This window comes from bacterium (assembly GCA_018814885.1).
In the GTDB taxonomy this organism is placed as follows: domain Bacteria; phylum Krumholzibacteriota; class Krumholzibacteriia; order LZORAL124-64-63; family LZORAL124-64-63; genus JAHIYU01.
The window spans coordinates 1-24,239 of sequence record JAHIYU010000178.1 but is presented as its reverse complement, the minus strand read 5'-3'; the positions used below and the strand labels follow the sequence as shown (position 1 = coordinate 24,239).

The 24,239-nt window shown below is 68.0% G+C and carries 21 protein-coding genes and 1 tRNA gene; 14 read left to right on the top strand and 8 right to left on the bottom strand.

The genetic code is table 11. The features are described 5' to 3' along the window. The 3 genes from KJ554_13885 to KJ554_13875 form a co-directional block, all read left to right on the top strand. Positions 1 to 853, top strand: an 853-nt coding sequence (locus tag KJ554_13885; GenBank protein MBU0743418.1) for a (Fe-S)-binding protein, incomplete at its 5' end; no start/stop codon positions are given. Positions 854 to 966: 113 nt separating this feature from the next. Continuing rightward, positions 967 to 1,959, top strand: a complete 993-nt coding sequence (locus KJ554_13880) for a metalloregulator ArsR/SmtB family transcription factor (protein ID MBU0743417.1) — start codon at positions 967 to 969, stop codon at positions 1,957 to 1,959. Positions 1,960 to 2,000: 41 nt separating this feature from the next. Continuing rightward, positions 2,001 to 3,278: an adenosylhomocysteinase gene (locus KJ554_13875; protein ID MBU0743416.1), complete on the top strand. Its 1,278-nt coding sequence runs from the start codon at positions 2,001 to 2,003 to the stop codon at positions 3,276 to 3,278. Between the two features lie 71 nt (positions 3,279 to 3,349). Here the strand turns inward: KJ554_13875 and KJ554_13870 are convergent, their stop codons facing one another. Next, positions 3,350 to 4,144: a hypothetical protein gene (locus tag KJ554_13870; protein ID MBU0743415.1), complete on the bottom strand. Its 795-nt coding sequence runs from the start codon at positions 4,142 to 4,144 to the stop codon at positions 3,350 to 3,352. Positions 4,145 to 4,498: 354 nt separating this feature from the next. Here KJ554_13870 and add point away from each other — a divergent pair, with 354 nt between their 5' ends. Then, entirely contained in the window at positions 4,499 to 5,593 is a 1,095-nt protein-coding gene (add, locus tag KJ554_13865) for an adenosine deaminase (GenBank protein MBU0743414.1), read from the top strand. Positions 5,594 to 5,632: 39 nt separating this feature from the next. Here add and KJ554_13860 read toward each other — a convergent pair whose 3' ends face one another. The 3 genes from KJ554_13860 to KJ554_13850 are packed head-to-tail and all read right to left on the bottom strand — an operon-like array spanning position 5,633 to position 7,714. Next, positions 5,633 to 6,619 carry a UbiA family prenyltransferase gene (locus KJ554_13860; protein MBU0743413.1) on the bottom strand — a complete coding sequence of 329 codons (987 nt, stop codon included), beginning with the start codon at positions 6,617 to 6,619 and terminating at the stop codon, positions 5,633 to 5,635. Further along, positions 6,591 to 7,166, bottom strand: coding sequence for a DUF116 domain-containing protein (locus KJ554_13855; protein ID MBU0743412.1), 576 nt, complete (start codon positions 7,164 to 7,166; stop codon positions 6,591 to 6,593). Before KJ554_13855 ends, KJ554_13860 begins: the two co-directional genes overlap by 29 nt. After that, entirely contained in the window at positions 7,163 to 7,714 is a 552-nt protein-coding gene (locus tag KJ554_13850; GenBank protein ID MBU0743411.1) for a TrmH family RNA methyltransferase, read from the bottom strand. The genes KJ554_13855 and KJ554_13850 overlap by 4 nt, the downstream gene beginning before the upstream one ends. Positions 7,715 to 7,947: 233 nt before the next feature. Here KJ554_13850 and KJ554_13845 point away from each other — a divergent pair, with 233 nt between their 5' ends. From KJ554_13845 to KJ554_13835, 3 genes are all read left to right on the top strand, one after another. Continuing rightward, positions 7,948 to 9,363, top strand: coding sequence for a glycosyltransferase (locus KJ554_13845; GenBank protein ID MBU0743410.1), 1,416 nt, complete (start codon positions 7,948 to 7,950; stop codon positions 9,361 to 9,363). Positions 9,364 to 9,404: 41 nt separating this feature from the next. Continuing rightward, positions 9,405 to 10,799 (top strand): HAD-IG family 5'-nucleotidase, encoded by a 1,395-nt coding sequence (locus KJ554_13840; GenBank protein ID MBU0743409.1) that lies wholly within the window; start codon positions 9,405 to 9,407, stop codon positions 10,797 to 10,799. Positions 10,800 to 10,974: 175 nt separating this feature from the next. Then, positions 10,975 to 12,045, top strand: coding sequence for a hypothetical protein (locus KJ554_13835; protein MBU0743408.1), 1,071 nt, complete (start codon positions 10,975 to 10,977; stop codon positions 12,043 to 12,045). A 66-nt stretch (positions 12,046 to 12,111) separates the two neighbouring features. Here the strand turns inward: KJ554_13835 and KJ554_13830 are convergent, their stop codons facing one another. The 3 genes from KJ554_13830 to KJ554_13820 all read right to left on the bottom strand — a co-directional run bounded on the left by KJ554_13830 (position 12,112) and on the right by KJ554_13820 (position 17,646). Further along, a complete protein-coding gene (locus KJ554_13830) occupies positions 12,112 to 13,581 on the bottom strand; it encodes a tetratricopeptide repeat protein (protein MBU0743407.1) in 1,470 nt (489 codons plus the stop codon). A gap of 29 nt (positions 13,582 to 13,610) precedes the next feature. After that, positions 13,611 to 16,232, bottom strand: a complete 2,622-nt coding sequence (locus tag KJ554_13825) for a SpoIIE family protein phosphatase (protein MBU0743406.1) — start codon at positions 16,230 to 16,232, stop codon at positions 13,611 to 13,613. 115 nt (positions 16,233 to 16,347) lie between these two features. Next, positions 16,348 to 17,646, bottom strand: a complete 1,299-nt coding sequence (locus KJ554_13820; protein ID MBU0743405.1) for a CHAT domain-containing protein — start codon at positions 17,644 to 17,646, stop codon at positions 16,348 to 16,350. 150 nt (positions 17,647 to 17,796) lie between these two features. Here KJ554_13820 and KJ554_13815 point away from each other — a divergent pair, with 150 nt between their 5' ends. After that, positions 17,797 to 19,152: an alkaline phosphatase family protein gene (locus KJ554_13815; GenBank protein MBU0743404.1), complete on the top strand. Its 1,356-nt coding sequence runs from the start codon at positions 17,797 to 17,799 to the stop codon at positions 19,150 to 19,152. Positions 19,153 to 19,207: 55 nt separating this feature from the next. Here the strand turns inward: KJ554_13815 and KJ554_13810 are convergent. Then, a tRNA-Leu gene (locus tag KJ554_13810) sits at positions 19,208 to 19,295 on the bottom strand. 202 nt (positions 19,296 to 19,497) lie between these two features. Here KJ554_13810 and smpB point away from each other — a divergent pair. From smpB to KJ554_13780, 6 genes are all read left to right on the top strand, one after another. Then, positions 19,498 to 19,968 carry an SsrA-binding protein SmpB gene (smpB, locus tag KJ554_13805; GenBank protein ID MBU0743403.1) on the top strand — a complete coding sequence of 157 codons (471 nt, stop codon included), beginning with the start codon at positions 19,498 to 19,500 and terminating at the stop codon, positions 19,966 to 19,968. Positions 19,969 to 19,971: 3 nt separating this feature from the next. Then, positions 19,972 to 21,492: an N-acetylmuramoyl-L-alanine amidase gene (locus KJ554_13800; GenBank protein ID MBU0743402.1), complete on the top strand. Its 1,521-nt coding sequence runs from the start codon at positions 19,972 to 19,974 to the stop codon at positions 21,490 to 21,492. Further along, a complete protein-coding gene (locus KJ554_13795) occupies positions 21,492 to 22,091 on the top strand; it encodes a GerMN domain-containing protein (GenBank protein MBU0743401.1) in 600 nt (199 codons plus the stop codon). The genes KJ554_13800 and KJ554_13795 overlap by 1 nt, the downstream gene beginning before the upstream one ends. Then, positions 22,091 to 22,948: a glutamate racemase gene (gene murI, locus KJ554_13790; protein MBU0743400.1), complete on the top strand. Its 858-nt coding sequence runs from the start codon at positions 22,091 to 22,093 to the stop codon at positions 22,946 to 22,948. The genes KJ554_13795 and murI overlap by 1 nt, the downstream gene beginning before the upstream one ends. Next, on the top strand, positions 22,945 to 23,658 hold the full coding sequence (gene rph, locus KJ554_13785) for a ribonuclease PH (protein ID MBU0743399.1): 714 nt from the start codon (positions 22,945 to 22,947) through the stop codon (positions 23,656 to 23,658). The genes murI and rph overlap by 4 nt, the downstream gene beginning before the upstream one ends. Before the next feature lie 2 nt (positions 23,659 to 23,660). Continuing rightward, positions 23,661 to 24,239 (top strand): hypothetical protein (locus tag KJ554_13780; protein ID MBU0743398.1); only part of this gene is annotated, 579 nt, incomplete at its 3' end.

The following is a 24,239-nucleotide window of genomic DNA, read 5'->3' as shown; positions in this document are numbered from 1 at the left end:
GGGCCCGCTGTCGCGCGCGGCGCGTCTGCTCGGCGCGCTGCCCGCCGCGCCTGCGCGGGACGCGGCGTTGATCGGTTTGCTGGACCGGTTGACAGGGCTGCGTACGCCCGCCGCTGCGCAGCCGCGAAGACTGCCGGCCACCGGACGAGCGGTAGCCTTCTTCGCCGGCTGCGCCAGTCGCGAGCTGCTTCCCGGTCCCCAGCGGCGCCTGCTGGACCTGCTGTCGGCATCAGGCATCGACGTGACCATCCCCGACCGGCAGACATGCTGCGGCGCCCTGGCCACCCACACGGGCCGGCCAGAGCGGGCGCACGCCCAGCAGTCGGTGAACGTCGCCGCCCTGTCTGTTGAGGCGGGGGGAGCCGGCGCCCTGCTGGTAGAGGCGGCCGGCTGCGCTCTGGAGTTGTCGGGATATCCCGCACCCATCGCCGGTGCTGTCACGGACGTCACCGTCTATCTGGGCGATATGCCCTTGCCGCCCCTGCGCGAGGTACCGCTGCGCGTCGCCTACCACGATCCCTGCCACGCCCGCCACGGCCGGGGCATCGTGGACGAGCCGCGCGGCCTGCTGCACCGCATCCCCGGTCTGGAAGTCCTCGAACCCGATGAGGCGGAGGTCTGCTGCGGCAGCGGCGGCGCCTATGCCCTGCTGCATCCCGAGCTGTCCGAAGACATGGGGCTGCGCAAGGCGGGATTCCTGGCGCAGACCGGAGCCGAACTCGTGCTGACCTCCAACCCCGGCTGTCTGGGGCAGATCAGCGACGCGCTCGCCCGTATCGCGCCAGATCTGCCCGTCCTGCCGCTCACCGATCTGGTCTGGTACGCGGCGCTGTCCGTAACTCCAATAAAATGATTAATTTGAACGGGGAGACATGGGGTGTTGACTTCCCTGCGGCTATATGATAGCTTAATAGCGATATAGTGATTAATGAAATGACAGGGCGTGGCTGCATGGTGAACCGAACGGTGAATCCAGCTGAGACCTTCAAGGCGGTCGGCGATCCGACCCGTCTGCGCCTGCTGCGCCTGCTGTCGCGAACGGAGCTGAACGTACAGGAGATGGTGCAGATCCTGGGCATGAGCCAGCCCGGCGTATCGAAGCACCTGAAGGTGCTGCTGGACGCGGGCTGGCTGATCCATCGCAAGGAAGGGACCTGGAGCTGGTACGGTCTGGTGAGCGACGTCGATTTCGCCGGCGGTCCCGAGTTCCGCCGCGTGGTGCTCGAGGGCGCCAGGCTCTCACCCGACGCGGTCGCTGACGACGCGGTCTTGCAGCGCGTGCTGGCCGAGCGCGACCGGCGGTCGGGCGCGTTCTTTTCCGACATCGCCGGCTCCTGGGACATGATCCGTCCCGCCTTCGACCATCCCGACGTGCAGGCCGGCGCCGTGGGCGCGCTGGTGCCGCCGGGACTCGAGCTGGTGGACATCGGCACCGGCACCGGGGCGTTGCTGCCCCTGTTGGCCGCCACGGGCGCCCGGATCACCGCGGTGGACGCCTCGGCGGCCATGCTGACCCGCGCGCGCGGCCTTTGCGAGCGGGAGGGACTGAACGACGTCGCCTTCGAGCAGGCCGACATCCAGGACCTGCCCTTCGCGGACGACCGCTTCGACGCCGCCTACTGCTCGATGGTCCTGCATCACGTGGCCCGGCCCGAGCGGGCCCTGCGCGAGATGACCCGCGTGGTCAAGCCCGGCGGCAAGGTCGTGGTGATGGCCTTCACCCGGCACAATCTGGTCTGGCTGCGCGAGGAACTGGCCCACCAGTGGCTGGGCTTCTCCCGCGACGAGATGGAGGATCTGTTCGCGCGGCTCGGGCTGCGGGCCGCGCGTTACCTGGAATGCGGCCTTTCCCGGCTGGCGGCCGCGCGCGAGAAGCTGCCGCCCGGACTGCGCGGCCGCGACGAGGACTGGCCCGACGTCTTCCTGACGGTCGGCGTCAAGCACGAGACGAGTCGGTAACCGGGGCTTGGCCCCTTTCACGAACGAGGATGGAGAAAACGATGAGCACGAAGCTCGCCGAAGGCACCAACTACAAGGTCGCCGACCTGAAACTGGCCGACCAGGGCCGCATGAAGATCGACTGGGCCGAGTCCCGCATGCCGGTGCTGATGGTCTTGCGCGAGGAACACGCCGCGGCGCATTCGCTGCAGGGCATGAAGATCGCCGGCTGCCTGCACGTCACCAAGGAGACGGCGGTGCTGATCGAGACGCTGGCCGCCGCCGGCGCCGACATCTGCTGGAGCGGCTGCAACCCCCTGTCGACCCAGGACGACGTGGCCGCCGCCCTGGCCGCCACCGGCACCTCCATCTACGCGTGGCACGGCATGGACACCGACGCGTTCTACTGGTGCATCGACCGCACCCTGGACTTCGGGCCCACGCTGACCCTGGACGACGGCGCCGACCTGATCTTCTCCGTGCACAACCGGCACCCGGACCGGATCGCGGGCATCATCGGCGGCACCGAGGAGACCACCACCGGCATCCATCGCCTGCGCGCCATGGCCCGCGACGGCGCCCTGAAGTACCCGGTCATCGCGGTGAACGACGCCGAGACCAAGTGGGATTTCGACAACGTGTACGGCACCGGCCAGTCGAGCATCGACGGCATCATCCGCGCCACGAGCGTGCTGCTGGCGGGCAAGAACTTCGTGGTCGCCGGCTACGGCCACTGCGGCAAGGGATGCGCCATGCGCGCCGCCGGCCTGGGCGCCAACGTCATCGCCACCGAGGTGAAGGCCACCGCCGCCCTGAAGGCCACGCTCGAGGGCCACGTGGTGCTGCCCATGGACGAGGCCGCCCGCGTCGGCGACATCTTCATCACCGCCACCGGCATGAAGGACGTGATCGTCAGGCGCCACTTCGAGACCATGCGCGACGGCGCCATCATCTGCAACACGGGCCACTACGACTGCGAGATCAACATCGACGACCTCGAGGCGCTGGCCGTCGCGAAGCGCGAGATCCGCCCCAATTGCGAGGAGTACGTCATGGCCGACGGCCGGCGCATCTACCTGCTGGCCCAGGGCCGCCTGGTGAACCTGGCCGCCGCCGAGGGCCACCCCTCCGAGGTGATGGACATGTCGTTCGCCAACCAGTTCCTCTCGATGGTGCGCCTGGCGCGCGAGGGCGAGGACCTGACGATAGACGTGCACGACATCCCCGCGGCGCAGGACCAGCGCATCGCCGGCATCAAGCTGGAGACAATGGGCCTGTCCATGGACGTGCTCACCGAGGAGCAGATCCTCTACGCCGACGACTACTCGGCCGGCACCTGACCGGGCCCGGCGGCGAAGGAAAAGGGCGACTCCGGCGAGTCGCCCTCTTTCATCGCGGTTCCGCGGCGGGGCTACAGACCGATCACCAGTCCCAGCGACATGTTCCAGAAGTGGGTGTTGGTCCAGTAGTAGCTGCCGTTGACGGGGGACTGCAGCCCTTCGAACTTGATCTCATCGCTGGTCATCACGTATCCCCAGAAGACCTGGAAGTCGAGATTGGCCTTGCGGGCGAGTCTGTACTCGGTGCCGATGCCCAACCCGCCGCCGAAGTCCTTGCCCTCGATGACCTCGTCCTGGTACATGATGGGATCGCTGCCGCGTCCGTCCTCCTCCAGGGCCCAGTCGAAGTAGAGAACCCCGCCGCGCAGATAGGGATTGAACCTGGAATCGGGCATGAGCCTGTTCCCGACGTACGCGGTCAGGTTGAAGAAGAGACCGTCCAGGCGCAGGAAGTTGTCCGGCGTGATGGAGTCGCCCTCGAAGCGGCTGTTGATCGTCGCCATCTCGTCGGGCTTGTCGTCCACCAGCTGGAAGCCGCTGCGCATGCCGCCCACCGAGATGGCCAATCCGTCGAGGATGTACAGGCGCAGGTCGGCGCTGACGCCCCGGCCGCCCCTGGTCAGATCGTTGATGTCGTAGATCTCCTCCTTGAGGATGTTGATCGGCATCAGGTTCACGTACGAGCCGGAGACGGCCAACACGTAGGGGTGGCGCGTGCGACCGGTATCGGTCTCGGTTTCTTCCTCGACGCTGGTCAGCGAGCCGATCTGCTGAGCGGTGGCGCCGCAGGCTCCCAGCATCAGGACCAGCAGGCACGTCGATGTGAGTCCGGCGGGGAATCCGGATGCAGAGAGGACCGAACGCATACGCGCGCTCCTTTCACGGGGTCGGATCTATAAACGCGCATGGAATATACAGCTTCAGGATGGGCTTGTCCACTGGTCTTCCCGGCTCCCCATCCTGAAACGGGCTTGCTCTTGATCGTGAGTAGGGGTATCATTATGCGTTGAAAGGCGAAATGCCTGACAGCAAATGTCGGTGCGGTCTTCCGCAGCTCGACTCGCGACTGCGAAGCGGCCGGTGTACCCAGCTTGGTGATCGAGTCGCCATCAGGTTGGCACCCTCGCCCGCATCGGCTATTATCATCCTGGGCCGGCCCGCCCTGGCGGAGTTCGGCCCAGGATTGCATCATGTCCGGAATTCCCGCGACCGGAGGCCCGATGCCCGCGAATTCCCTGCAGAAACCCAGCGTGGATCTGCTGCGTGCCCTGCCCAAGACCGATCTCCATGTCCACCTCGACGGCTCGCTTCGCCCCGCCACCGTGCGCGAGCTCTCCGCGCGTTACGGGCTGCCCTTCGACTTCCGGAACGACGACGACGTCCGCGCGGTCTGCCAGGTGGGCGAGCAGTGCGAGAGCCTCGAGGACTACCTCAAGATCTTCGAGATCACCCTGCAGCTGATGCAGCGGCGCGACGACATAGAGCGCATCTCCTGCGAGCTGGCGGAGGATGCCCACCGCGAGAACGTGCGGTACCTCGAGGTCCGGTATTCGCCCATGTTGCACACCGACAAGGGCTTGACGCTCGATGAGGTCGTGGCCGCCGTCCAGGCCGGCCTCGACCGTGCCCATCGCCGTTACGGCATCATCAGCGGCCAGATCATCTGCGGCATCCGCCACATCTCGCCCGGGTCGTCGCTCGAGCTGGCGGAGCTGGCCGTGCGCTGGAAGGGGCGCGGCGTGGTGGCCTTCGATCTGGCCGGCGCCGAGAAGGACTTCCCGGCCAAGGACCACCTGCAGGCCTTCTACACGGTGCTCAACCACAACCTGCCCGTCACCGTGCACGCCGGCGAGGCGTTCGGCCCCGCATCGATCCACCAGGCCGTCCACTACTGCGGCGCCAACCGCATCGGCCACGGCACGCACCTCGCCGAGGATCCAGACCTGATGCAGTGGGTCAACGACCGGCGCATCGCGCTGGAGGTCTGCCTGGCCAGCAACATGCAGACGCGCGCCATCTCCGACTGGGACGCGCACCCCATACGGCACTTCTTCGACAACGGCCTGCGCGTCACCATCAACACCGACAACCGCCTGGTCTCCGGCACCGACATGACGCACGAGCTGGAACTGGCCGTGACCCACTACGACCTGACCGAGGAGCAGATCACCAAGATCATCCTCGACGGTTTCAAGAGCGCGTTCCTCCCCCTGGCCCGCAAGGCCCGTCTCATCGACCGCGTGCTGGGGGAATGCGAGGCCCTGGGAATCAAGGTGGGGGGCGTCATCGACAGCCGCTGGCGCGCTCACGTCTGACCCGACCCGCTTCTCCGTGGATGATCCGGGTTCGCGAGATCAGATCTGGCCGGGGATGCGGTAGATGAAACGGTCCAGGTAACGCGTACTGAGAATCATCACGTCGATCAGGGCCCAGATCACCAGGGCCAGATACATCCAGCTCTCGTGCTGCGCGGCCGACATCCCGGGGCCGCGGATCCTCCAGATGACCAGCAGACCCATCCAGTAAGACAGGACCAGGACGAGCGGAACGAGCGGCGCGTCCCAGTCGACGCTGGCGGCCAGCAGGCAGAAGGCCGCTGCGGCGCCCAGCAGGAGCGACAGGTCGAGCGAACGGCGCACGCCCAGCGCCGAAGTGAGCGTTTTGTCGCCGCGGGCCCGGTCCGCACGGAGCTGGTAGAGCTGCGTCAGGGGATAGAAGGAACCGAAGAGCAGGCTGAAACCGGCCACCAGCAGCCAGCCGGACCGGTCCGGCGGGGAGGGGTCGGCGTAGACCAACGCCTGGCCGACCAGCAGCCCCGCCAGCGTGGTGCCGCCCCCGTAGCCGATCATGTTGATCAGGATGTCCAGGCCGGGCACGCCCTTGAGCCGTGGCCGCGGGCGCGAGTAGAGGACGGAGAGCAGCACGCAGCCGGCCACCAGGACGGCGTACCGCGCATCCACGATTACCGCCAGGAGAACGCCGAGCGCCATCAGCCACAGCGAGGCGGGGGCCAGTCCGGGCGGCGGCGCGGGCGGCGCCTTCAGGTAGGCGATGTCCTCGGTGTCGCGATCCCAGGCGCTGTTGTAGGCCAGGGTGCCGCCGTTCAGGCAGACCACCCAGGCCAGCCAGGAGACCACGGCGCCCTGCATCCAGAGACCGGGACCGGGCAAGAGCAGACGCCGCACCGATTGCTGCATGATCAGCTGGTGGAAATCGGGGGCGCAGAGGATGCCCACCGCGAACTGCACCGTCAGGATCGGCCACTGCTGTGGCCTGGTGAAGAGCACGTAGTCGAAGTATGGGCCGAGGAGCCTACGGCCCAGTGTGCGCGCACGAAACACGTCTCTCACCCCCAGCCGAGCCGACGGCCAGGGCGATCTGCTCCTCGAACCAGGTCGGCTCGAAGATCGCCCCGACGCACATGCGCTCCATGCCGGTCAACGGCGCGAGCAGCGCCGGTATCTCGGGCACGCTGCGCAGGGCCTTCACCAGGCGGTCCTCGCAGGCGGTGGCGATGATCAGCTCCGGTTGCTCGCGCCTGGCCATCGCGTAGGCGATGTGGCTGCGGTAGGCCACCAGCGCCCTCACGTCGTACGCGGCGGCGATGCGCGCGAGGTCGCCCAGGGCGCAGTCCCGGCAGTCGATGCAGCCCGCCAGGGACCCGGCGGGATCCAGCTCGCAGCATTTCCGTTTGACGCACCGGGGCAGGATCAGCAGCACCGTCCCGGCGCCGTGGCGAGCCAGGTGCCTCTTGACGCGGCGGTTGTTGTCGTCGACCAGATGCCTGATGAAGCCCGTCTCGGAGGCCCCGACCGCACCGAGCAGTGCGCGGATCCCGGCGACGGCGCCGCGGTAGGGCCCCCACTGCCAGGGCGAGATGTACTTCACGACCCGGCCTCCCGCGTGCGCAGCCACTGCCTCCGTATCTCGAAGGCCATCAGTCCGAAGCCGACAGCCACGTTGAGCGACTTCTTGGCGCCGGACATGGATATCTCCACGGTCGCGTCGGCCAGGGCGAGCGCCGACGGCGAGACGCCGTCCACCTCGTGTCCCACCACGAAGCACACCGGAAAGGTGTAGGCGAAACCGTCGTAGGGTATGGCCCCGGGCGTCTGCTCCAGGGCCACCACCTGCACGCCCCGTGCGTGCAGTTCCGCCAGGATGTCCCCGGGTTGCCGCCAGTAGTCCCAGGGCACGGTCTCGGTCGCGCCGAGTGCCGTCTTCTCCATGTCGGGGCGCGGCGGCGTGCCGGTCATGCCGCAGAGGTACAGGCCGCCCAGGTTGACCGCGTCCGCCGTCCTGAAGATCGAGCCGACGTTCCCCACGCTGCGGATATTGTCCAGCAAGGCATAGGCGGGGATCCGGTCCTGCCCGTGGAGCTCTGCCGGCGCGAGCCGGTCCGACGGTCGGGCGAAGGGATTCCTGTCGTGGCTCATCGAGGCTGCATCCCCCGGCGGTTGGCGGCGTAGCGAAGCTTCATGATCGGGACACGGGCCGTGTCCCGTCCTTCGTCCATGATGGGGAAAGGACCCGTTCTTGGCAATAGAGACCTGTCGGAGCATACGCGGCTAAACTCACCGGCGCAGGGGCCGATATCATGATGGAACGAGCACGAGCCGCGTTTGGATGGGGCCGGACGTACCACTGCGAACGCCGGAATAGACCACGTATGAAAAGAAAAACTCTCGCACTGTGCATGATCGTCAAGGACGAGGAAGCCACGATCGGCCAGGCCATCAAGTCCGCCCTGGCTGTCGTGGACGAGATCGTCGTGGGCGACACGGGATCGAGCGACAACACGCGGCTGATCGCGGAGGGGTACGGCGCCCGCGTGATCGACGTGCCCTGGGAGGACGATTTCGCCGCGGCGCGCAACGCCGTGCTGTCCGAGGCGCGTTGCGACTGGATACTCGTGCTGGATGCGGACGAGCGCCTGCAGCCGGTGAGGCCGGTGGAACTGCAGAAGCTGATGGCCGAACCGCTGGCGGCCGGGTACCGAGTCTCGCTCCTGGGCAACGATGCGACGCGCGGCGGGGAAGCCGACCTGCAGGTGCGTCTGTTCCGCAACCATCCGTACGTTCGGTATTGCTATCCCGTCCACGAGACCATCGAGATCGCCCTGGAGAACTGGGCCACCGCGCGAGCCCTGACGATCGCGCCCAGCCCGCTGGCGGTGCTTCACGACGGCGGCGACACCGCGCGTGTCAGGAGCCGGGTCGAGAGGAACCGTCGCCTGCTGCGGGATGCCACCCGCGAATATCCCTACGAACCCTATTTCGCCTATTGCCTGGCCGCCGAGACGCTCGTTATGCTCGAGGACGAGGTCCTGCCCGTCGCCGGTCTCCGCAAGACGGAGAAGCGTCTGACCCGCGCCTGGGACAATGTCGTAGGCATGGACGGCGCGATCTCCCGGGAGCTGGGGTACGGACCGGAACTGGCCGGCCTGCTCGGCGCGTGCCGCCTGGCCAGGGGGGATACCGCCGGCGCGCTGCTGGTCGTCCAACAGGCCCTTGATCTTTGGCACGACGACCTGTATCTAAGGTACCGGCGCGCCGTGGCCGTGATCGCGCAGCTGACATCCGCCGCGAAGAAGGAGCTGACGGTGGTCAGCGCCGCCAGCCTGAAGAAGCGCGCCGGACGCGATCTCGAGGACTGCCTGGCCTCCGCGCCGGACGCGTCCGAGACGTCCGACAAGTGGCGATACCTCTACCCGCTGAGATATCTTGGGCTGCTGACCCTGGCCGGCGGGGACTGCGACGCCGCCGAGGAGAGGTTCGACAAGGCGCTGTCCCTGTCGCCCCTCTATTCCCACGCCTGGCTGGGCAAGGCCGACTGCGCCCGCGCACGCGGCGAGGGGCGTCGGGCGATGGGTTTCTACCTGCGCGCCGTCACGACCGACGACAGCAACCTGTCGGCCTGGGTGAGGGGGTGCCGGACCCTGGAGGAACTGGGTTTCATCGACAACGCCAAGAGCTGGCGCGCCAAGGCCGAGACCCTGTTCCCCGAGTATCCCGGCTTCCGCGGCGCTTCGGACTGGGTGAGCGAGCTGCTGCCCGGGAAGAACACCGTGTTGATGCCCTCGTGACGCCGCGTCCGGCCGTTACCGTTTCGATTCGAGGAATGCCTTTGCGACATCTGCTGACCGACAAGCGACTGCCCGATCTGCCCGGCGCCGTGCTCCCGGCGCACAAGCAGGTCTACGCCAACCGCAACCTGCGCATGGAATCCATCGCGGCGATCGGTTTCGACATGGATCATACCCTGGCCCTCTACGACCACCACGTGTTCGAGCAGCTCTGCTTCGAGATGGCGATCGATCTGCTGGTTTCGACCAAGGGCTATCCGAAGCTGATCCGCGACACGCCCTACGATCGTTCCGCGATCGTCAGGGGACTGATCGTCGACAAGCGCCTCGGCAACATCATCAAGATGGACGCCAACGGGTACGTGGCCCGCGTGCGGCACGGGGGCGAACTGCTTTCTCGCGAGGATCGCCGCGCGGCGTACAAGCGCGGGCGCATCCGCCTCAGCACCAACCGCTACCGGGTCGTGGACACCCTCTTCGACCTACCCGAAGGCTCCCTCTACACGGCCCTGGTGGCCCTGAAGGACGGGTCTCCGGGTACGATCAAGACCAGCTACAAGGTGCTCTTCGAGGACATCCGCGACGCCATCGACACCATCCACCGCGACGGCTCGCTCAAGCGCCAGATCATGTCCGACCTGCCGCGCTTCTTCGTCAAGGACTCGCTGCTCGAGGTGACGCTGACCAAGTTCCGCGAGGCGGGCAAGAAGCTCTTCCTGCTGACCAATTCGGAGCCCGACTACACGGGTGCGGTGATGAGCTACATCCTGAGCAACGGCGGCGCGTCCTGGACCGACCTCTTCGACCTGATCATCTGCACGTCGCACAAACCCGGCTTCTTCCTCCAGCAGGGGAAGGGGCGCGCCGTGCCCCCGTCCAGCGTGCCCGGGCTCGACCACCAGCCGGGACAGTGCTACACGGGCGGCGATGCCTTCTTCCTCGAGTCGAAACTGGGCGCCATCGGCGACAGCATCCTGTACTTCGGCGACCACACCTACGGGGACATCCTGCGCAGCAAGAAGTCCGTGGGCTGGCGCACGGCCATGATCGTGCCCGAGGTGGAGGAGGAGATCCTGGCCACCCTGCCCGTGCGCGACAGCATTCGCGAACTCGAGACCGTCGAAGCCGCCCTGGAGGATCTGACGCTCGAGCGCGACCACCTGCTGTCCGTGCCCGATCACGATCCCGAGGCGGCCGGAGTCCTGCTGGACCACTTCAAGTCCGGTCTCGGCCGGCGCGCCCATCTGCAGAAGCGCATCGCGGCCGCCTACAGCCCGGTCTGGGGCTCGATCTTCCGGGAAGGCAGGGCGTCCTCGCGCTTCGGCGAGCAGATCAAGGACGTGGCCTGCATCTACACCAGCCGCGTCAGCAACCTCAACCACTACCCCGCCCAGAAGTTCTTCGTCAGCGCACGAGAGCGCATGCCCCACGAGTGAAGCGTTTCCCAATTGAGGTTGGCGCGCCTCGAGGCCGCGTGCTAGCATGGCTCGGCCCGAAACGTTCATGCCGTCGCGATGCGCGGCGGGATGAGCCGGGCTGGCGCCGGCCGCTGCCCCGACGCCGACCGTTAGCGGCAGCGTTCCAGTACTGAAAAACTCTTCGGGAGGATCCATGCGCGGTACGAAGAACGTCCTCGTTGTGGGGACAGGCACCATAGGCGAGCCACTGATCGGGCTCCTCTGCCATTTCAAGGATCAGCTGGGACTGGACGACGTGCTCTTCCACAAGAACACGCCGCTGCTGACCGACCGCAGCAAGGTGGAGGCCCTCATCAAGCGGGGCGCCAGGATCGTGGCCAACAAGGACCGGATAGCAGGCTTCAAGGAACTGGGCATCAACGTCGATCTGACCTCCGAGGAAGCCCTGGAAGCGTCACGGGTCGTCATCGATTGCACGCCCATGGGCAACGAGATGAAGGAGCGCTGGTACAAGTCCTACGAGGAGAACACCGACGTCTTCATCGCCCAGGGCAGCGAGTTCGGCTTCGGCAAGCAATACGCGCGAGGGATCAACGACGAGATACTGGATCACAAGGTGGACAAGTACATCCAGGTGGTCAGCTGCAACACGCACAACCTGTCCCTGATCATCAAGACCCTGGGCATCGAGGAGGATGATCCGGATAATCTCGTGGAAGGGCGTTTCGTCTGCATCCGCCGCAGCAACGACATCAGCCAGGACGCCAAGTTCGTGCCCAGCCCCGAGGTCGGCCCCCACAAGGATGCGCGTTTCGGGACGCACCACGCACGCGACGCCTGGCACCTGTTCAACACCCTGGGCTACGATCTGAAGCTCTTCTCGTCGGCGATCAAGCTGAACACCAACTTCATGCACGCCCTGCAGTTCCACCTGAAGGTGCGGAAGAAGGTCACCCTCGAGGAGCTCATCAAGCGTTGCGAGCGCAACGACCGCATCGCGATGACCCACAAGAAGACGGCCAACTCCATCTTCTCCTTCGGCCGCGACCACGGCTTCTACGGGCGCATCCTCAACCAGACAGTGATTCCCTACAACGGCATCCACGTGTCCGAGGACGGCCACGAGATCACGGGCTTCTGCTTCACCCCCCAGGACGGCAACAGCCTCCTGAGCTCGGTGGCGGCCGCCGTCTGGGCCCTGTACCCGGACACCTACGACAAGATCATCCAGTGCCTGAAGCGGTACTTCTTCGCCGAGGTGTAGACGGCTCGTCGCACGCACGGAAAAGGCGGCTCCCCGCGGAGCCGCCTTTTCTCGCCGGTGTGCCGCTCAGGACGAGGCGGGCGAAGCGATCTCGCTCAGCAACTGGCGGTAGGTCTGCTGTGCCGGCAGGTCGGGATCGGCCTCGGGCATGATCTTCTGGAGCCGCCTGATGGCCTTGCGGGCGATCTCCGGTTCGCCGACGTCCAGTGCCGCGCGGGCCATCAGCAGCAACGGGCGGATCAGCCGGGGGTTGATCTCGAGGATCGCGAAGGCGTTGTCCAATGCCTCGCGGGGATGACCGCTGGCCAGGTAGGATTCCCCCTGCCGCCACAGCACGAACCACAGCTCGTGGGGAGCGGCCCTCTCGATCAGCGCCAGCATGGCGCCCCATTCGGCGGCGGCGGTCTCGTGGTCTCCCCGTGCGCTGGCGGCGATGGCCGCGAACTGGTGCTCCATCCTCTGCAGATACCGCTGGACTTCCTCGTTCTCCGGATCGCTGTTCTCGCCGAGTTTCGCGCGGAACGCGTCCAGGTGTTCCTGGCAGGCCTCCTCGTCGCCGCGCATGAAGGCAGCGATCGCCTTGAAGTACTGGGCCGACGTGGTGTCCGGCGTGCGCTCCACGTAGGCGTCGATGGCGGCCAGCGAGGCGTCGGACAGGTCGAACTCGTAATAGGTGCGGATCAGGAACTCGTCGATGTCCCGTTCGAGTCGCGTGCCCGCCACCTGCTCGCGCACGCCCTCGAGGATCTCCAGCCCCTTGACGAGCTGGCCTCGGTGCATGTAGACCTCGCCCAGGTTGACCAGGGAGTAGTGGAAATCCGGCTGCAGCTTCAGCGCGGTGAGGAATTCCTTCTCGGCCTCTGCGTAGCGGCCCATCCAGGACAGCACCTCGCCGAGCGAGTCGTGGGGATTCGCCAGGTCGGGCGCCATGAAGGCGTACTTGCGCAGGTTCTCCAGGGCGGCGTCGTAGTTGCCCCGGTTGGCCTCGAGATAGCCGAGCATGTTGTAGGCCATGGCGTGGTTGGGCTCGATCTCCAGGACGTGGTGGAAGGCGTCTGCCGCCGAGTCGTCGCGTTTGAAGAAGAGCGTGGTGGCCTTGGCGATGTTGGCCAGCAGGTCGTCCGGCTGTTCGGCCAGGATGAAGGCGATCAACGAATCGCCGTCGTGGCCGCCCGGTCCCTTGAGGCCGGAGACGACTAGCTGCACCTTGGCGCGTTCCAGGTCGTTGGGGAGCCTGCCGGCCAGGCTGTCGGCGATCGCGGCGATCCGCTCGACCTCGTCCGGCAAGATGGTCGCCTGCGCGTTGCCGAGCATGGCCCAGGCCATGGCGAAGTCCGGGTCCAGCTCCACGGCCTCGGTGAACGAGGCGACGGCCTGCGGCCGCTGCACCGAGTAGAGCTGGTCGACGCCCTGCTCGTAGAGCCGATATGCCTCGCTGGACGACGTGGTGAACTCCCGGTCGGGGCCGCCCAGGAACAGCAAGGCCAATGCCAGCACCACCAGGACAGACATGATCGCTGCCACGGATGTCTTCATGTGTCGAAACTCCTCTTCTGGCGCGGCGTTCAGCCGCTTCCTTCGTACGCAACCGGACCTGTAAGGTTGCTCTGCGCCGACTGCTGTACCTTCAAGGCGACCAGGGTCACGTCGTCGTCGGCGACGGCCCTGCCGCTGAACAAACGCAATTCATCGTGCATGACGTCCAGCAGGCGCGCGGCGGGAAGCTCGTGACTGTTTCCCAGCAGGCGTTCCACGCGTTCCTCGCCGAATTCCTCCTCGGCGCCGTTGCGTGTCTCGGTCAAGCCGTCCGTGTACATGAACAGGGTGTCGCCCGGGGCGAGCGTGACGGACTCTTCCTCGTAGGTGCCGAAATCGAAGGCGCCCAGGGGCAGGCCGCCCTTCTCCAGCAGCTCGATGCTGCCGTCGGTGCGACGCAGGACCGGGGAGTTGTGGCCTCCCGAGCTGTAGCAGAGCGTGTTGGTCTGCGGATCGAAGATGGCCAGAAACAGCGTAGCGAAGTGGGACGGATCGGTGCTCTCGTGGAGGTACAGGTTGACCCGTTCGAGAATCTCGCCCGGTGAACAGGAGGTCTGGCAGTGCGCCCGCATCGACGCCTGCAGGCTCGACGCCAGCAGGCTCGCCGGAACGCCCTTGCCGCTGACGTCGCTGATGATGATCACCAGACGTCCGTCCTGGCGCTTGATCAGGTCGTAGTAGTCGCCGCTGACCTCGGCGCTGGTGATGTTGCAGGCGGCCAGGTCGAGGCCGGGGATCTCGGGGATCTGCCTGGGCAGCAGGCGGCTCTGGATGGTGCGCGCGAGACCGAGCTGTTCCTCCAGCTTCTGCTTCTTCAGTTCTTCCTCGTAGAGGCGCGTGTTTTCCATCTGCAGCGCGACCTGTCCGGCGACCATGCTCAGCAGTTCCAGGTCCTGGAGCTGGAACTCGTCGCCGCCGCGTTTCGGCGGCAGGGCGATGATGCCCACCAGTCGGCCGTGGACGAGCATCGGCACCAGCAGGGCCATGCCGGCGTCGGCCAGCGCATCGCGCTCCTGCAGCCTCTGCAGCAATTCGGCCTGTTCGCGGGTGGCGGCGGCGCGCATGCCCAGCGACGCGCCGCGCCGTTCGATCCAGTACGGCTCGTTGAATTGCTCGAGCCGCTTCGCCGTGGCGGTCAGCTGGAACTCCTCCGGACAGGGGGGAGTGCGATCGTCCGCGCCTGACGCGTCGGCGTAACTGACGGACCGGGCGGCGCCGGCGAGGCGCCAGACCATCACCTCGCTGACCACCGCCGGCCTGTAGACGGCCAGCTTGGGGATGTCGAGCAAGATGCAGAGCCGGCCGCCGATCCTTTCGATCAGTTCCTCCTGCTGGATGATCTGCGTGATCTCCTGGCTGAATTCCTGCAGCGCGCCGGCCAGGTTCTGCCGGCTGCGGAAGAACCGGCGGTCCAGGCTGCCCTGGACCTGCAGCCGCGCCGGCCACAACACGGCGGCGGCGGCCAGCGTGGCCGTGACCGCGGCGAACTGGCTGGTCTGGCCGCTGAGCCGCAGCAACAGCGCCCCCAGGCCGAGCAGCAGCCCGACGTAGAGGATGTAGACGCCCGTGGTCAGCATGGTGTAGACGAGGCTGCGCTTGAGCAGGACCTCGATCTTCATCACCTGGTAGCGGGCGATGCTGTAGCCGAAGGAGAGAGGCACGGCGATCATCGGCACGGTGCCCAGAAACGCGATGTTGTCGCCGACGTGCCCGCCGGGCAGGACCGTGAAGGCCAGGAACGGCAAGACGCCGGAGAGGGTGCCGATGGTCAGGATGCGGATGCGCTGGCGCTGGAGGGGGTCGCGGAAGCGAAGGTAGCTCTGGATGAGGGCGAGCACACCCGCGGAGAAGTAGGTGCCGAGGATCAGCCAGCGCGTGTTGTAGATGCGGGGCGCGTGGGAGCCGAAGAACTGGTCGATCGTGAACTGTATGTAGAAGACCAGCGGCAGCAGGTAGAGCGTCGGTTCGAGCCACGGGAAACGCGTCAGGTAGATCCGCTTCTCGGGGAAGACCAGGAAGAAGTGCAGGAAGATCGCCGGCAGGAAGAACCGCGCCATGGCGCCCGCGTTCTGGGTGATGATATCGCCCCAGAAGTAGCTGGAGCGGTCCAGGTTGGTCATGAAGAAGATGGCGAACAGCAGGCACATGCGGAAGAACAGCCGGGCGGCCTGCTGCTCGCTGCCCCGCATGAAGACCAGCAGGCCGATGACCCAGTAGGCCAGGGCGAGGACGCCGTAATAGGCGTAGAAACGGCCGGCCGTGCGGAATCCGGCCAGGGAGACCGGCAGGCTGCGGATCTCCTCGCCGCGTTTCACCAGGTACTGGATGGTGGTGCCGGTCCGTTGCCGGCCGAGGATGTTGGCGGCATCCTGGGGCGATTCGATCATCGTGTTGCCGATGCCGAGGATGACGTCGCCCGGTTCGAGGCGGCTCAGCGTGCCGTCGCTGCGCGGCGGGACCTCGAGGACCGTGACCTCGGGACGTCCCAGCAGCCATACCGTGCCGTCGTTGGGCCGCATCTTGCCGGCGTCCACGGCGGCGAAGAGGCACAGCCCGAGCGTGCAGAGGGCGGCGAACAGATGCATCCAGCGGGTACGGGCGTGTCGTCGCGCGCTCCCGCCGTTCTTCGGGCTGGACTCCAGCAGACCCATGTTATCCTGTTCGCTCTGGATTGAGCCTGTTCGCGATGGCAACCGTCTGTCGGTGGAGAATACAACACAGAACGCAATCCCGCCGCAATTGTTGCGTTTCGCGTGCGGTGGTCGGCTAGAGGTATTGCAGGGCCAGGGTGCCGCTGCCCATGATCCCGTAGCCGAGCCAGGCCGGATGGTGCGCGCCCCAGCGACGGCGGCAGGCCAGGGCGGCCTGGCGCAGGGACTCGGCGGCGGGTGTGCCCAGAGCCAGGGCATGGTAGAACTCGGCGGCGAACTCGCTCGCCCGCTCCGGCGCCAGAGCGAGCTGGGGGCCGACGAAAACCGAGGTCCCGGCCGCGAGGAAGCGGGCGCCGAGCGATTGCAGGCTGAGGTAGCTGTTGGAGAAGACCAGCGGCGGTGCGGCGTGCTTGTGGGCGAGATCCTCGGGCCGTACGGGTCCGTCCTCCAGTTGCCAGCAGGGCGCGGCCTCGGCCACGGCCTGCGAGACGACCGGCCGCGACCAGGGCGCCAGTCGGCCGGCGTCGGCCTTCTCGTTGATCTGGTCCAGCAGCGAGGTGACCGGATCCACGCCCACCACCTCGAACTCGGTGGGATCTTCCCGGACGGACCACGCCGGCGGCGAGAGGATGTCCAGGTCCAGCACGCCGGCCGCCTGGCCGGGTGCGACCGGCGCGACGGCCGTCGCGCCCGAGAAGTGGAAGGCCTGGTAGCCGTGCGCGGTCGTGGCCAGGGCGGCCGGGGTCAAGGCGCCGGAGGGTGCTGCCAGTCGCGCCAGGCGTTGCCCGTCGCCGCGCGCCTCGAGCGCACCGTGGACCATGTCGCGTTCGCGCAGGCCGTGGACGCTGTCGGCGGCGCCGCCCTGCCCGTCCAGGAACAGGATGGTGGGTTCGGCGCAGGCCTCGGGGCGGTAGCGCCGGATCAGCTCGCCGAGCGAGGCCGGTCCGAGCGCCGTCTCTGTGAAGGCGTCCTCCTCCCAGCGCCGCATCCATTGGTGCTGCGCCTCCGCGCCGGCGACGGGACGCGAGCTGCGCGTGGACACGCAGATGGGGGACTGCTCGAGCAGGAAATGGATGCCGTTGTGGAGCGCGGTCCAGGGCAGGTCGAGCACCTTGTCGTCCACGACCAGGTGGTAACCCGTCACGTCGCGGCCCGCCGCCGAGCCCAGGGGAGCGGGCGCCCGGGTGACCCCGTCCGTGCGGTCGGGCGCGAACGCCGACGCGTCGGCGGCGTGCGCGGCGCGGAACAGCAGCTGACCGATCTCCTCCAGGCAGCTCAGGACCTGGGGGCTGTCCAGCCCCGATTCCCGCTGGATGGCCGCCAGGGTGTCCCGTCTGGCCTGGGCGCGTTCCAGAAAGGGGCGCACGGAGGCACCTTCGTCCCCGCACCTGATATCGATGTCCAACCAGCGCATGATCCGTCCTTTTCAACGGCCCGTCCGGAGCCGGTCGCCGTCCGGGTCCTGCAAGACGCAGACCGTATTGGTCAGACGCGCGCTGGTTGTGTATCTTCTTATGGCATAACGAGCGAGAGATCTTCAGCCGGGATCCGGGGGGCTTTCACGATGAACAGAATGCAATCAGTGCCGGCCGGCACGAAATCAGTGCCGGACAGGTCGCGACAGCGGTTCCCGGTCCTGCTGGGGGTGCTGCTGTCGCTGGTGGTTGCTTCCGCCGGATGCGGCCGCAGAACCGAATTGCCCGGCGACCGCAAGCTGGTGGTCATCGGCTTCGACGGCGCCGACTGGGCCCAGGTGGCCCCCCTGGTCGCGGCCGGCCGCATGCCCGTGATGAAGGGGTTCCTCGCGCAGTCCACCTCCGGGACGAACATGAGTTTCACGCCGTTGCGGGAGTCCCCGGTGATCTGGGCGAGCATGGCGACGGGACTGGAACCGGGCGAGCACGGCATCGTCGGTTTCGTCGACAAGACCAACGCCAAGCCGGGCGCGAACCAGCGCTGGCTGGCGCCGGCCTTCTGGGACCTGGCCGGTGCGATGGGCAAGACCAGCTGCGTCATCGGCTGGTGGCTCACCTATCCCGCCCGCACCATCGAGGGCGTGATGGTCAGCGACGTCTACTCGTACACGAAGCAGGGCTACCGCGACGAGGCGGGGCTCGTGCGTCCCGACGACCTGCGCGAAGACCTGGCCGCCCTGGAGATCGACTATCGGGACATCACGAGGGAGGAACTGGGGCGGTTCATCGACCTGGAGAGCCTGTCCGGCCACGAGGACGAGCTGGAGAATCTCGTGCGCGAACTGCGGGTCATCATCGCCGGCGACAGGACGTACCTGGCGATGGCGAAGCACCTCGCCGCCCGTGACGACTTCGACGTCTTCAGCGTCTACTTCCGGGGTCTCGACATGGCGTGCCACAAGTTCTGGGGCTATTACCAGCCGGAGATGAACAACCTGGCGCCCGACTCCGCGTCGATCGCGGTCTTCGCGCGGGTCATTCCGAACTACTACGTCTACAGCGACGAGATCCTGGGCGAGATGCTGGCCCTCTTCCCCGCCGACCGGTCGGTGATGTTACTCTCCGACCATGGCTTCAAGGGAAAGGCCAAGGTCGACGGCGTATGGCTGGGGGGGCTGCAGGCCCATCGTCCCGAGGGCGTCTTCGCGGCGCGCAGCCCCGTCCACGAGGCGGGCCTGCGCTTCGACAGCACGGAGATCATAAACGTGGGCCCGACCATCCTGGCCCTGATGGGGTTGCCGGCCAGCGACGAGATGCCGGGTGTCGTCATCGGGGAGGGACTCACGCCGGCGGGACTGCGCTACGTCGAACGGCTGGAGGACAACCGCGTGGAGAGCTATCGGGTCTTCATGCCCGCGCTCGGCGACAGCACCGCGCTGGAAGAGGACGCCGAGATGGACGAGGCCGTCATCCGCCAGCTGCGTTCGCTGGGCTATATCGACTGAGGGAGGCCGCGGACGGAAAGAAGGCACGACCTGGGTCGTGCCTTCGAGCAATGGATGGTGCCCGGGGGGAGACTCGAACTCCCACAAGGATAAACCTCACTACGACCTGAACGTAGCGCGTCTACCAATTCCGCCACCCGGGCAGCCACCGGTCGCTGGAGCCGTGGACGGTGGCCCGTTGCTCCGCGGCGACCAAAGCTAGAGGTCGTTTCGCGTCCTGTCAACCCCCGGCGGCCAGAAACACCCCCCGGCGGCCGGAAAATGGATGTTTGCGGATCGTGCGGCAGATGCTAGGTTCTGTGCCCCGATCCTCGTTCCTCGATAACCTGGACAGGAGATGTTCCCATGGGCGCGGCCTCGGGCGAGAGCGGCGTGAAGATCATCGCCAAGAACCGCAAGGCGTTCCACGAGTACGAGATACTCGAGCGCTGGGAGGCCGGCATCGTCCTGCAGGGAACCGAGGTGAAATCCCTGCGCGCCGGCAAGTGCAACCTGGGCGACGCGTACGGCGATTACCGCAGCGGCGAGGTGTGGCTGGTCAAGCTGCACATCGGGCCCTACGAGCAGGGCAACCGCGAGAACCACGATCCCTTCCGCCGGCGCAAGCTCCTGCTCACCGCCCGGGAGTTGCGCAAGCTGGGACCCAAGCTGGAGACGAAGGGTCTGACCCTGATTCCGCTGAAGCTCTACTTCAAGCGTGGACTGGTCAAGGTGGAGCTGGGTCTGGGGCGCGGCAAGAAGCTCCACGACAAACGCCACGCCAAGGCCAAACGGGATGTCGACATGCGCATCAGGCGCGAGATGGGACGGGGTTGACGCATGCTGCGCGCGGTGCCGATCACCCTGGCGATCCTGATGCTGACGGCCGCCCTCGCGTCGGCCTGGCAGGAGGGCCTCGCGCCGCGCCTCGACCAGAAGTCGGGCTCCTTCGAGGTGCAGGTGACCTTCGCCCGCGACCGCGCCTCCTTCCCGGTGCAGGGACGGCACCTGCTGCGCGGCTCCCAGGAGGTGTACCTGGCCTCGGCCGACGTGGTCTCCATCTTTCGCGCCGCGCGTTTCTGGGATCCCGAGCTGAACCGTCTCACGCTCAGGGTGAGGGACCGGCAACTCGCCGCGACGGCGGGCAGCCGGCTCATCCTCGACGCCGGCCGGGAGATCCTGCTGCCGGTGCCGGTGCTCGCGCTCGACGGCGACCTCTGGCTGCCGATGGTGTTCGTGGTCGACCAGATGGGGCCCGCCCTCGGCGAGACCGCCGTCTGGAACGGCGCCGGCCTCAACCTGCACGTGGGCGCGGCGAAGGCCAACGTGACCGGGCTGAGGGTCGAGACCGAGTCGCGCAGCACCACCCTGCGCGTCTTCTGCGACGAGCCGCTGGGCTGGCGGGCGACGGGGCCCGCGTCGGGCGTCGTCACCCTGAAGGTTTACGGCGGCGTCGTCGACCAGAGGGCTGTGCGCGTCACCAATCCGCGCGGCCTGATCCGCAAGGTCACCACGCGCCAGATGAGCGACCACGCCCTGATCGACGTGGAGATCCGCTCGCTGGTCCGGTACAGCCACGCCCGCAGCGGCGGCGACGGGCGGGAGATCGTGCTCGTCCTGGAGGAGGCCGAGGCGCCGGCGCTGCCCGACCTCGAGCCGCGCGGCGCGCTCAACATGTCCGGTCCGCGTGAGCTGGGTGCCGGCGCGCGCGCGGTGCGCACCATCGTGATCGACCCCGGCCACGGCGGGGACGACACCGGCCGCGTGGGGCCGTCGGGCGTGCGCGAGAAGGACGTGGTCCTCGCGCTGGCCCGACGGCTCGAGCACGAGCTCGAGGACCGGGGCTATGTGGTGGTCATGGTCCGCGACGGCGACGACGATCCCGACCTGGATTCGCGCGCCGAGATCGCCAACCGCGCCGGCGGCGACCTCTTCCTGTCCCTGCACGCGAACGGCTGGTTCGACCGGCAGGTGCGGGGCGTCGAGACGCACCTGCTCCTGCCGTCGGGCGCGGAGGACGGCGAGGGCGGGGGCAACGATTTCTTCGTGCCGTGGCACCGCGCGCAGTGGCGCCACCTGGGCGCCAGCCGCGAAGTCGCCGAACTGGTGCAGGCGCGGCTCGTCGCGGGCGCCGCCGCCGAGGACCGCGGCGTGCGGCAGACCGGCCAGCGCGTGCTGCGCGGCGTAGACATGCCCGCGCTGGTGGTCGAGGTCGGCTACCTCACCCATCCCGCGCAGGAGAAGCAGCTGGACTCCAGGTCCTATCAGGAAAGTCTCGCCGAGAGCCTGGCCCGCGCAGTTGACGACTACCGGCGCCTGGTCGCCGATCTCCTGGCGCACGAAGGCGGGGGGGAGCGATGATGGCCGGCCGCGCGACCCGCCGCGCCACCGGGCGCGGTTTCTGGTGGACCCTGGCCGTGCTGATGCTCGTGCTGGCCATGGCCGCGGCTTTTTTGGCGTGGTATCTCAGCCGCGGACCGCGCGAAAAAGCGATGATGATCCCCCTCGTCCCGGATCTCGGGGCCCGCGAGCTGGCGGGCACCCGCGGCGTGGTGCTCTTCTTCGCCGACGGCAACGGCGAGGCCGCCGTCAGCCGCGAACTGCAGATGCCCAGCCGCGCGACCCGCGAGGACGAGGTGCGCGAGGTGCTCGAGGCGCTGTGCGACGAGGATCCCGGGCGCCTGGCCGTCTCCGCCCTGCCGGTCGGGGCGCGGCCCCGGGACGTCTTCGTCGACCGTGGTGCGGGGCAGGTCGTCGTCGACTGGACGCGCGAGCTGGTCAGCGCCCACCCCGGCGGGAGCACGTCGGAACAGGCCACCCTCGCGGTGATCCTGCGCACCCTGGCCTGGAACTTCCCCGAGCTGGAGAGCTGCGTCCTGCTGGTCGACGGCGCGCAGGTCGAGACCCTGGCGGGGCACCTCGACACCAGCCGCCCCTTCGACCTGGGGCGGTGGCGCTGATGGGCCCCGTCGGCGTCTTCGATTCCGGCATGGGCGGCCTGACCGTCCTGCGCGAGCTGCAGCGGAGGCTGCCGGCCGAGGACCTGCTCTACTTCGGCGACACGGCCCGCGTCCCCTACGGCACCAAGGGCGCGCGCACGGTGCGGGAGTTCGCGCGCCAGGACGCCTCGTTCCTGGTGGCGCACGGCGCCAAGCTGGTGGTGGTGGCCTGCAACACGGCCTCGGCGTTCGCCATCGACGACCTGCGCGCGACCCTGCCCGTGCCCGTGCTCGACGTCATCGCGCCCGGCGTGACCACGGCCCTGGCGCGGACCCGGGGCGGGCGCGTCGGCATCATCGCCACGCGCGGCACCGTCGAGAGCGGGCGCTACCAGCAGCAGCTCGCGGCGCAGCTGGGCGGGGACCGCGTCGTGGCCCGCGCCTGTCCGCTGTTCGTGCCCCTGGCCGAGGAGGGCCTGCTCGACCACGCGGTCACCCGTCAGATGGCCGAGGAGTACCTGGCGCCGCTGCGCGAGGCCGGCGTCGACACCCTGATCCTGGGCTGCACCCATTACCCGCTGCTCAAGGGCGTGATCGGCGCGGTGATGGGCCCCGACGTCGCGCTGGTGGATTCGGCCGAGGCCCTGGCCGTCGCCGCCGGGGAAGAGCTGACGCGCCGCGGGCTGCGCCGTCCCGACGGCGCCGATCGTCCGGATGGCCGGCTCGAGTTCTACCTGAGCGACTTGCCCTGGAAGTTCCGCGAGGTGGGCGCCCGCTTCCTGGGCCGACCCATCGACGAGGTCCATACCGTGAACGTGAACGAGGCCGCCTGGGACGGCGGCCTGCCGGGAATCCCGGTGAGAAAGGAAACCCCGTGAGTAAGCGCCACAACGACCGCAAGCCCACCCAGCTGCGCCCCGTGAGCCTGACCCGCGACTACCTGCCCCACGCCGAGGGCTCGGTGCTGATCGAGATGGGCAACACGCGCGTCGTCTGCACCGCGTCGATCGCCCACGGCGTGCCCGGCTGGCTGCGGGGCAGCGGCCAGGGCTGGGTGACCGCGGAGTACGGCATGCTGCCGCGCGCCACCAGCGAGCGGACGCGCCGCGAGGCCGCCAGTCCCACCGGCCAGGGCGGCCGCACCATGGAGATCCAGCGCCTGATCGGACGCAGCCTGCGCTCGGTGACCGACCTGAACACGCTGGGCGAGATCACCGTGACGGTCGACTGCGACGTGATCATGGCCGACGGCGGCACGCGCTGCGCGTCGATCAACGGCGCCGCGACGGCCCTCTACGACGCCCTGCAGAGGCTGCGGCTGCCGCACCATCCCATGTCCGGGCTGGTCGGGGCGGTGAGCCTGGGCGTGTGCGGGGGCGAGGTGCTGATCGACCTCGACTACGAGGAGGACTCGCGCGCCGAGACGGACATGAACATCGTCATGAGCGAGAACGGCGGGCTGATCGAGGTGCAGGGCACCGCCGAGGGACGGCCCTTCACCCGCGAGCAGCTCGACCGCATGCTCGATCTGGCCGGCGCCGGCATCGGCCAGCTCATCAAGCTGCAGCGCAAGTCCCTGGAGGCCTGAGCTTGAGCCGCACGAAACGCCTCGTCGTGATCGCCAGCCGCAACGCGGACAAGCTGCGCGAACTGCGCGAGCTCTTCGCCGGGCTGCCCTTCGACGTCCTGTCGTCGGCCGACTATCCCGGACTGCCCGAGGTGATCGAGGACGGCACCACCATCGTCGGCAACGCCAGCCGCAAGGCGATCGCCACGGCGGCCTACACGGGCGAGATCGCGGTGGCCGACGACACCGCCCTGTGCGTGGAGGCCCTGGGCGGCCTGCCCGACGTCTTCGCCGCGCGCTTCGCCGGCGACGGGGCCACCTACGCGAGCAACTGCGCGCTGCTGAGCGAGCTGATGCGCGACGTGCCGGTCGGGCTGCGGCAGGCGTCGTTCCAGACGGCGGTGGCCTGGGTCGATCCGCGGCCGGCGCAGAGCGACCTGGACGAGACCGCCGCGCCCGGGCCCGGGGCCGGGCTGCGCTGGCTGCACAATCCCTTCCGGCGCGCCATCCACGTGGCCGACCCGGACCGGGAGGACGCCTTCTGGAACGGGTTGATCGACCGCCGGGCTGTGTGGTGCGACTACCTGGCCCGCGCCGAGGGG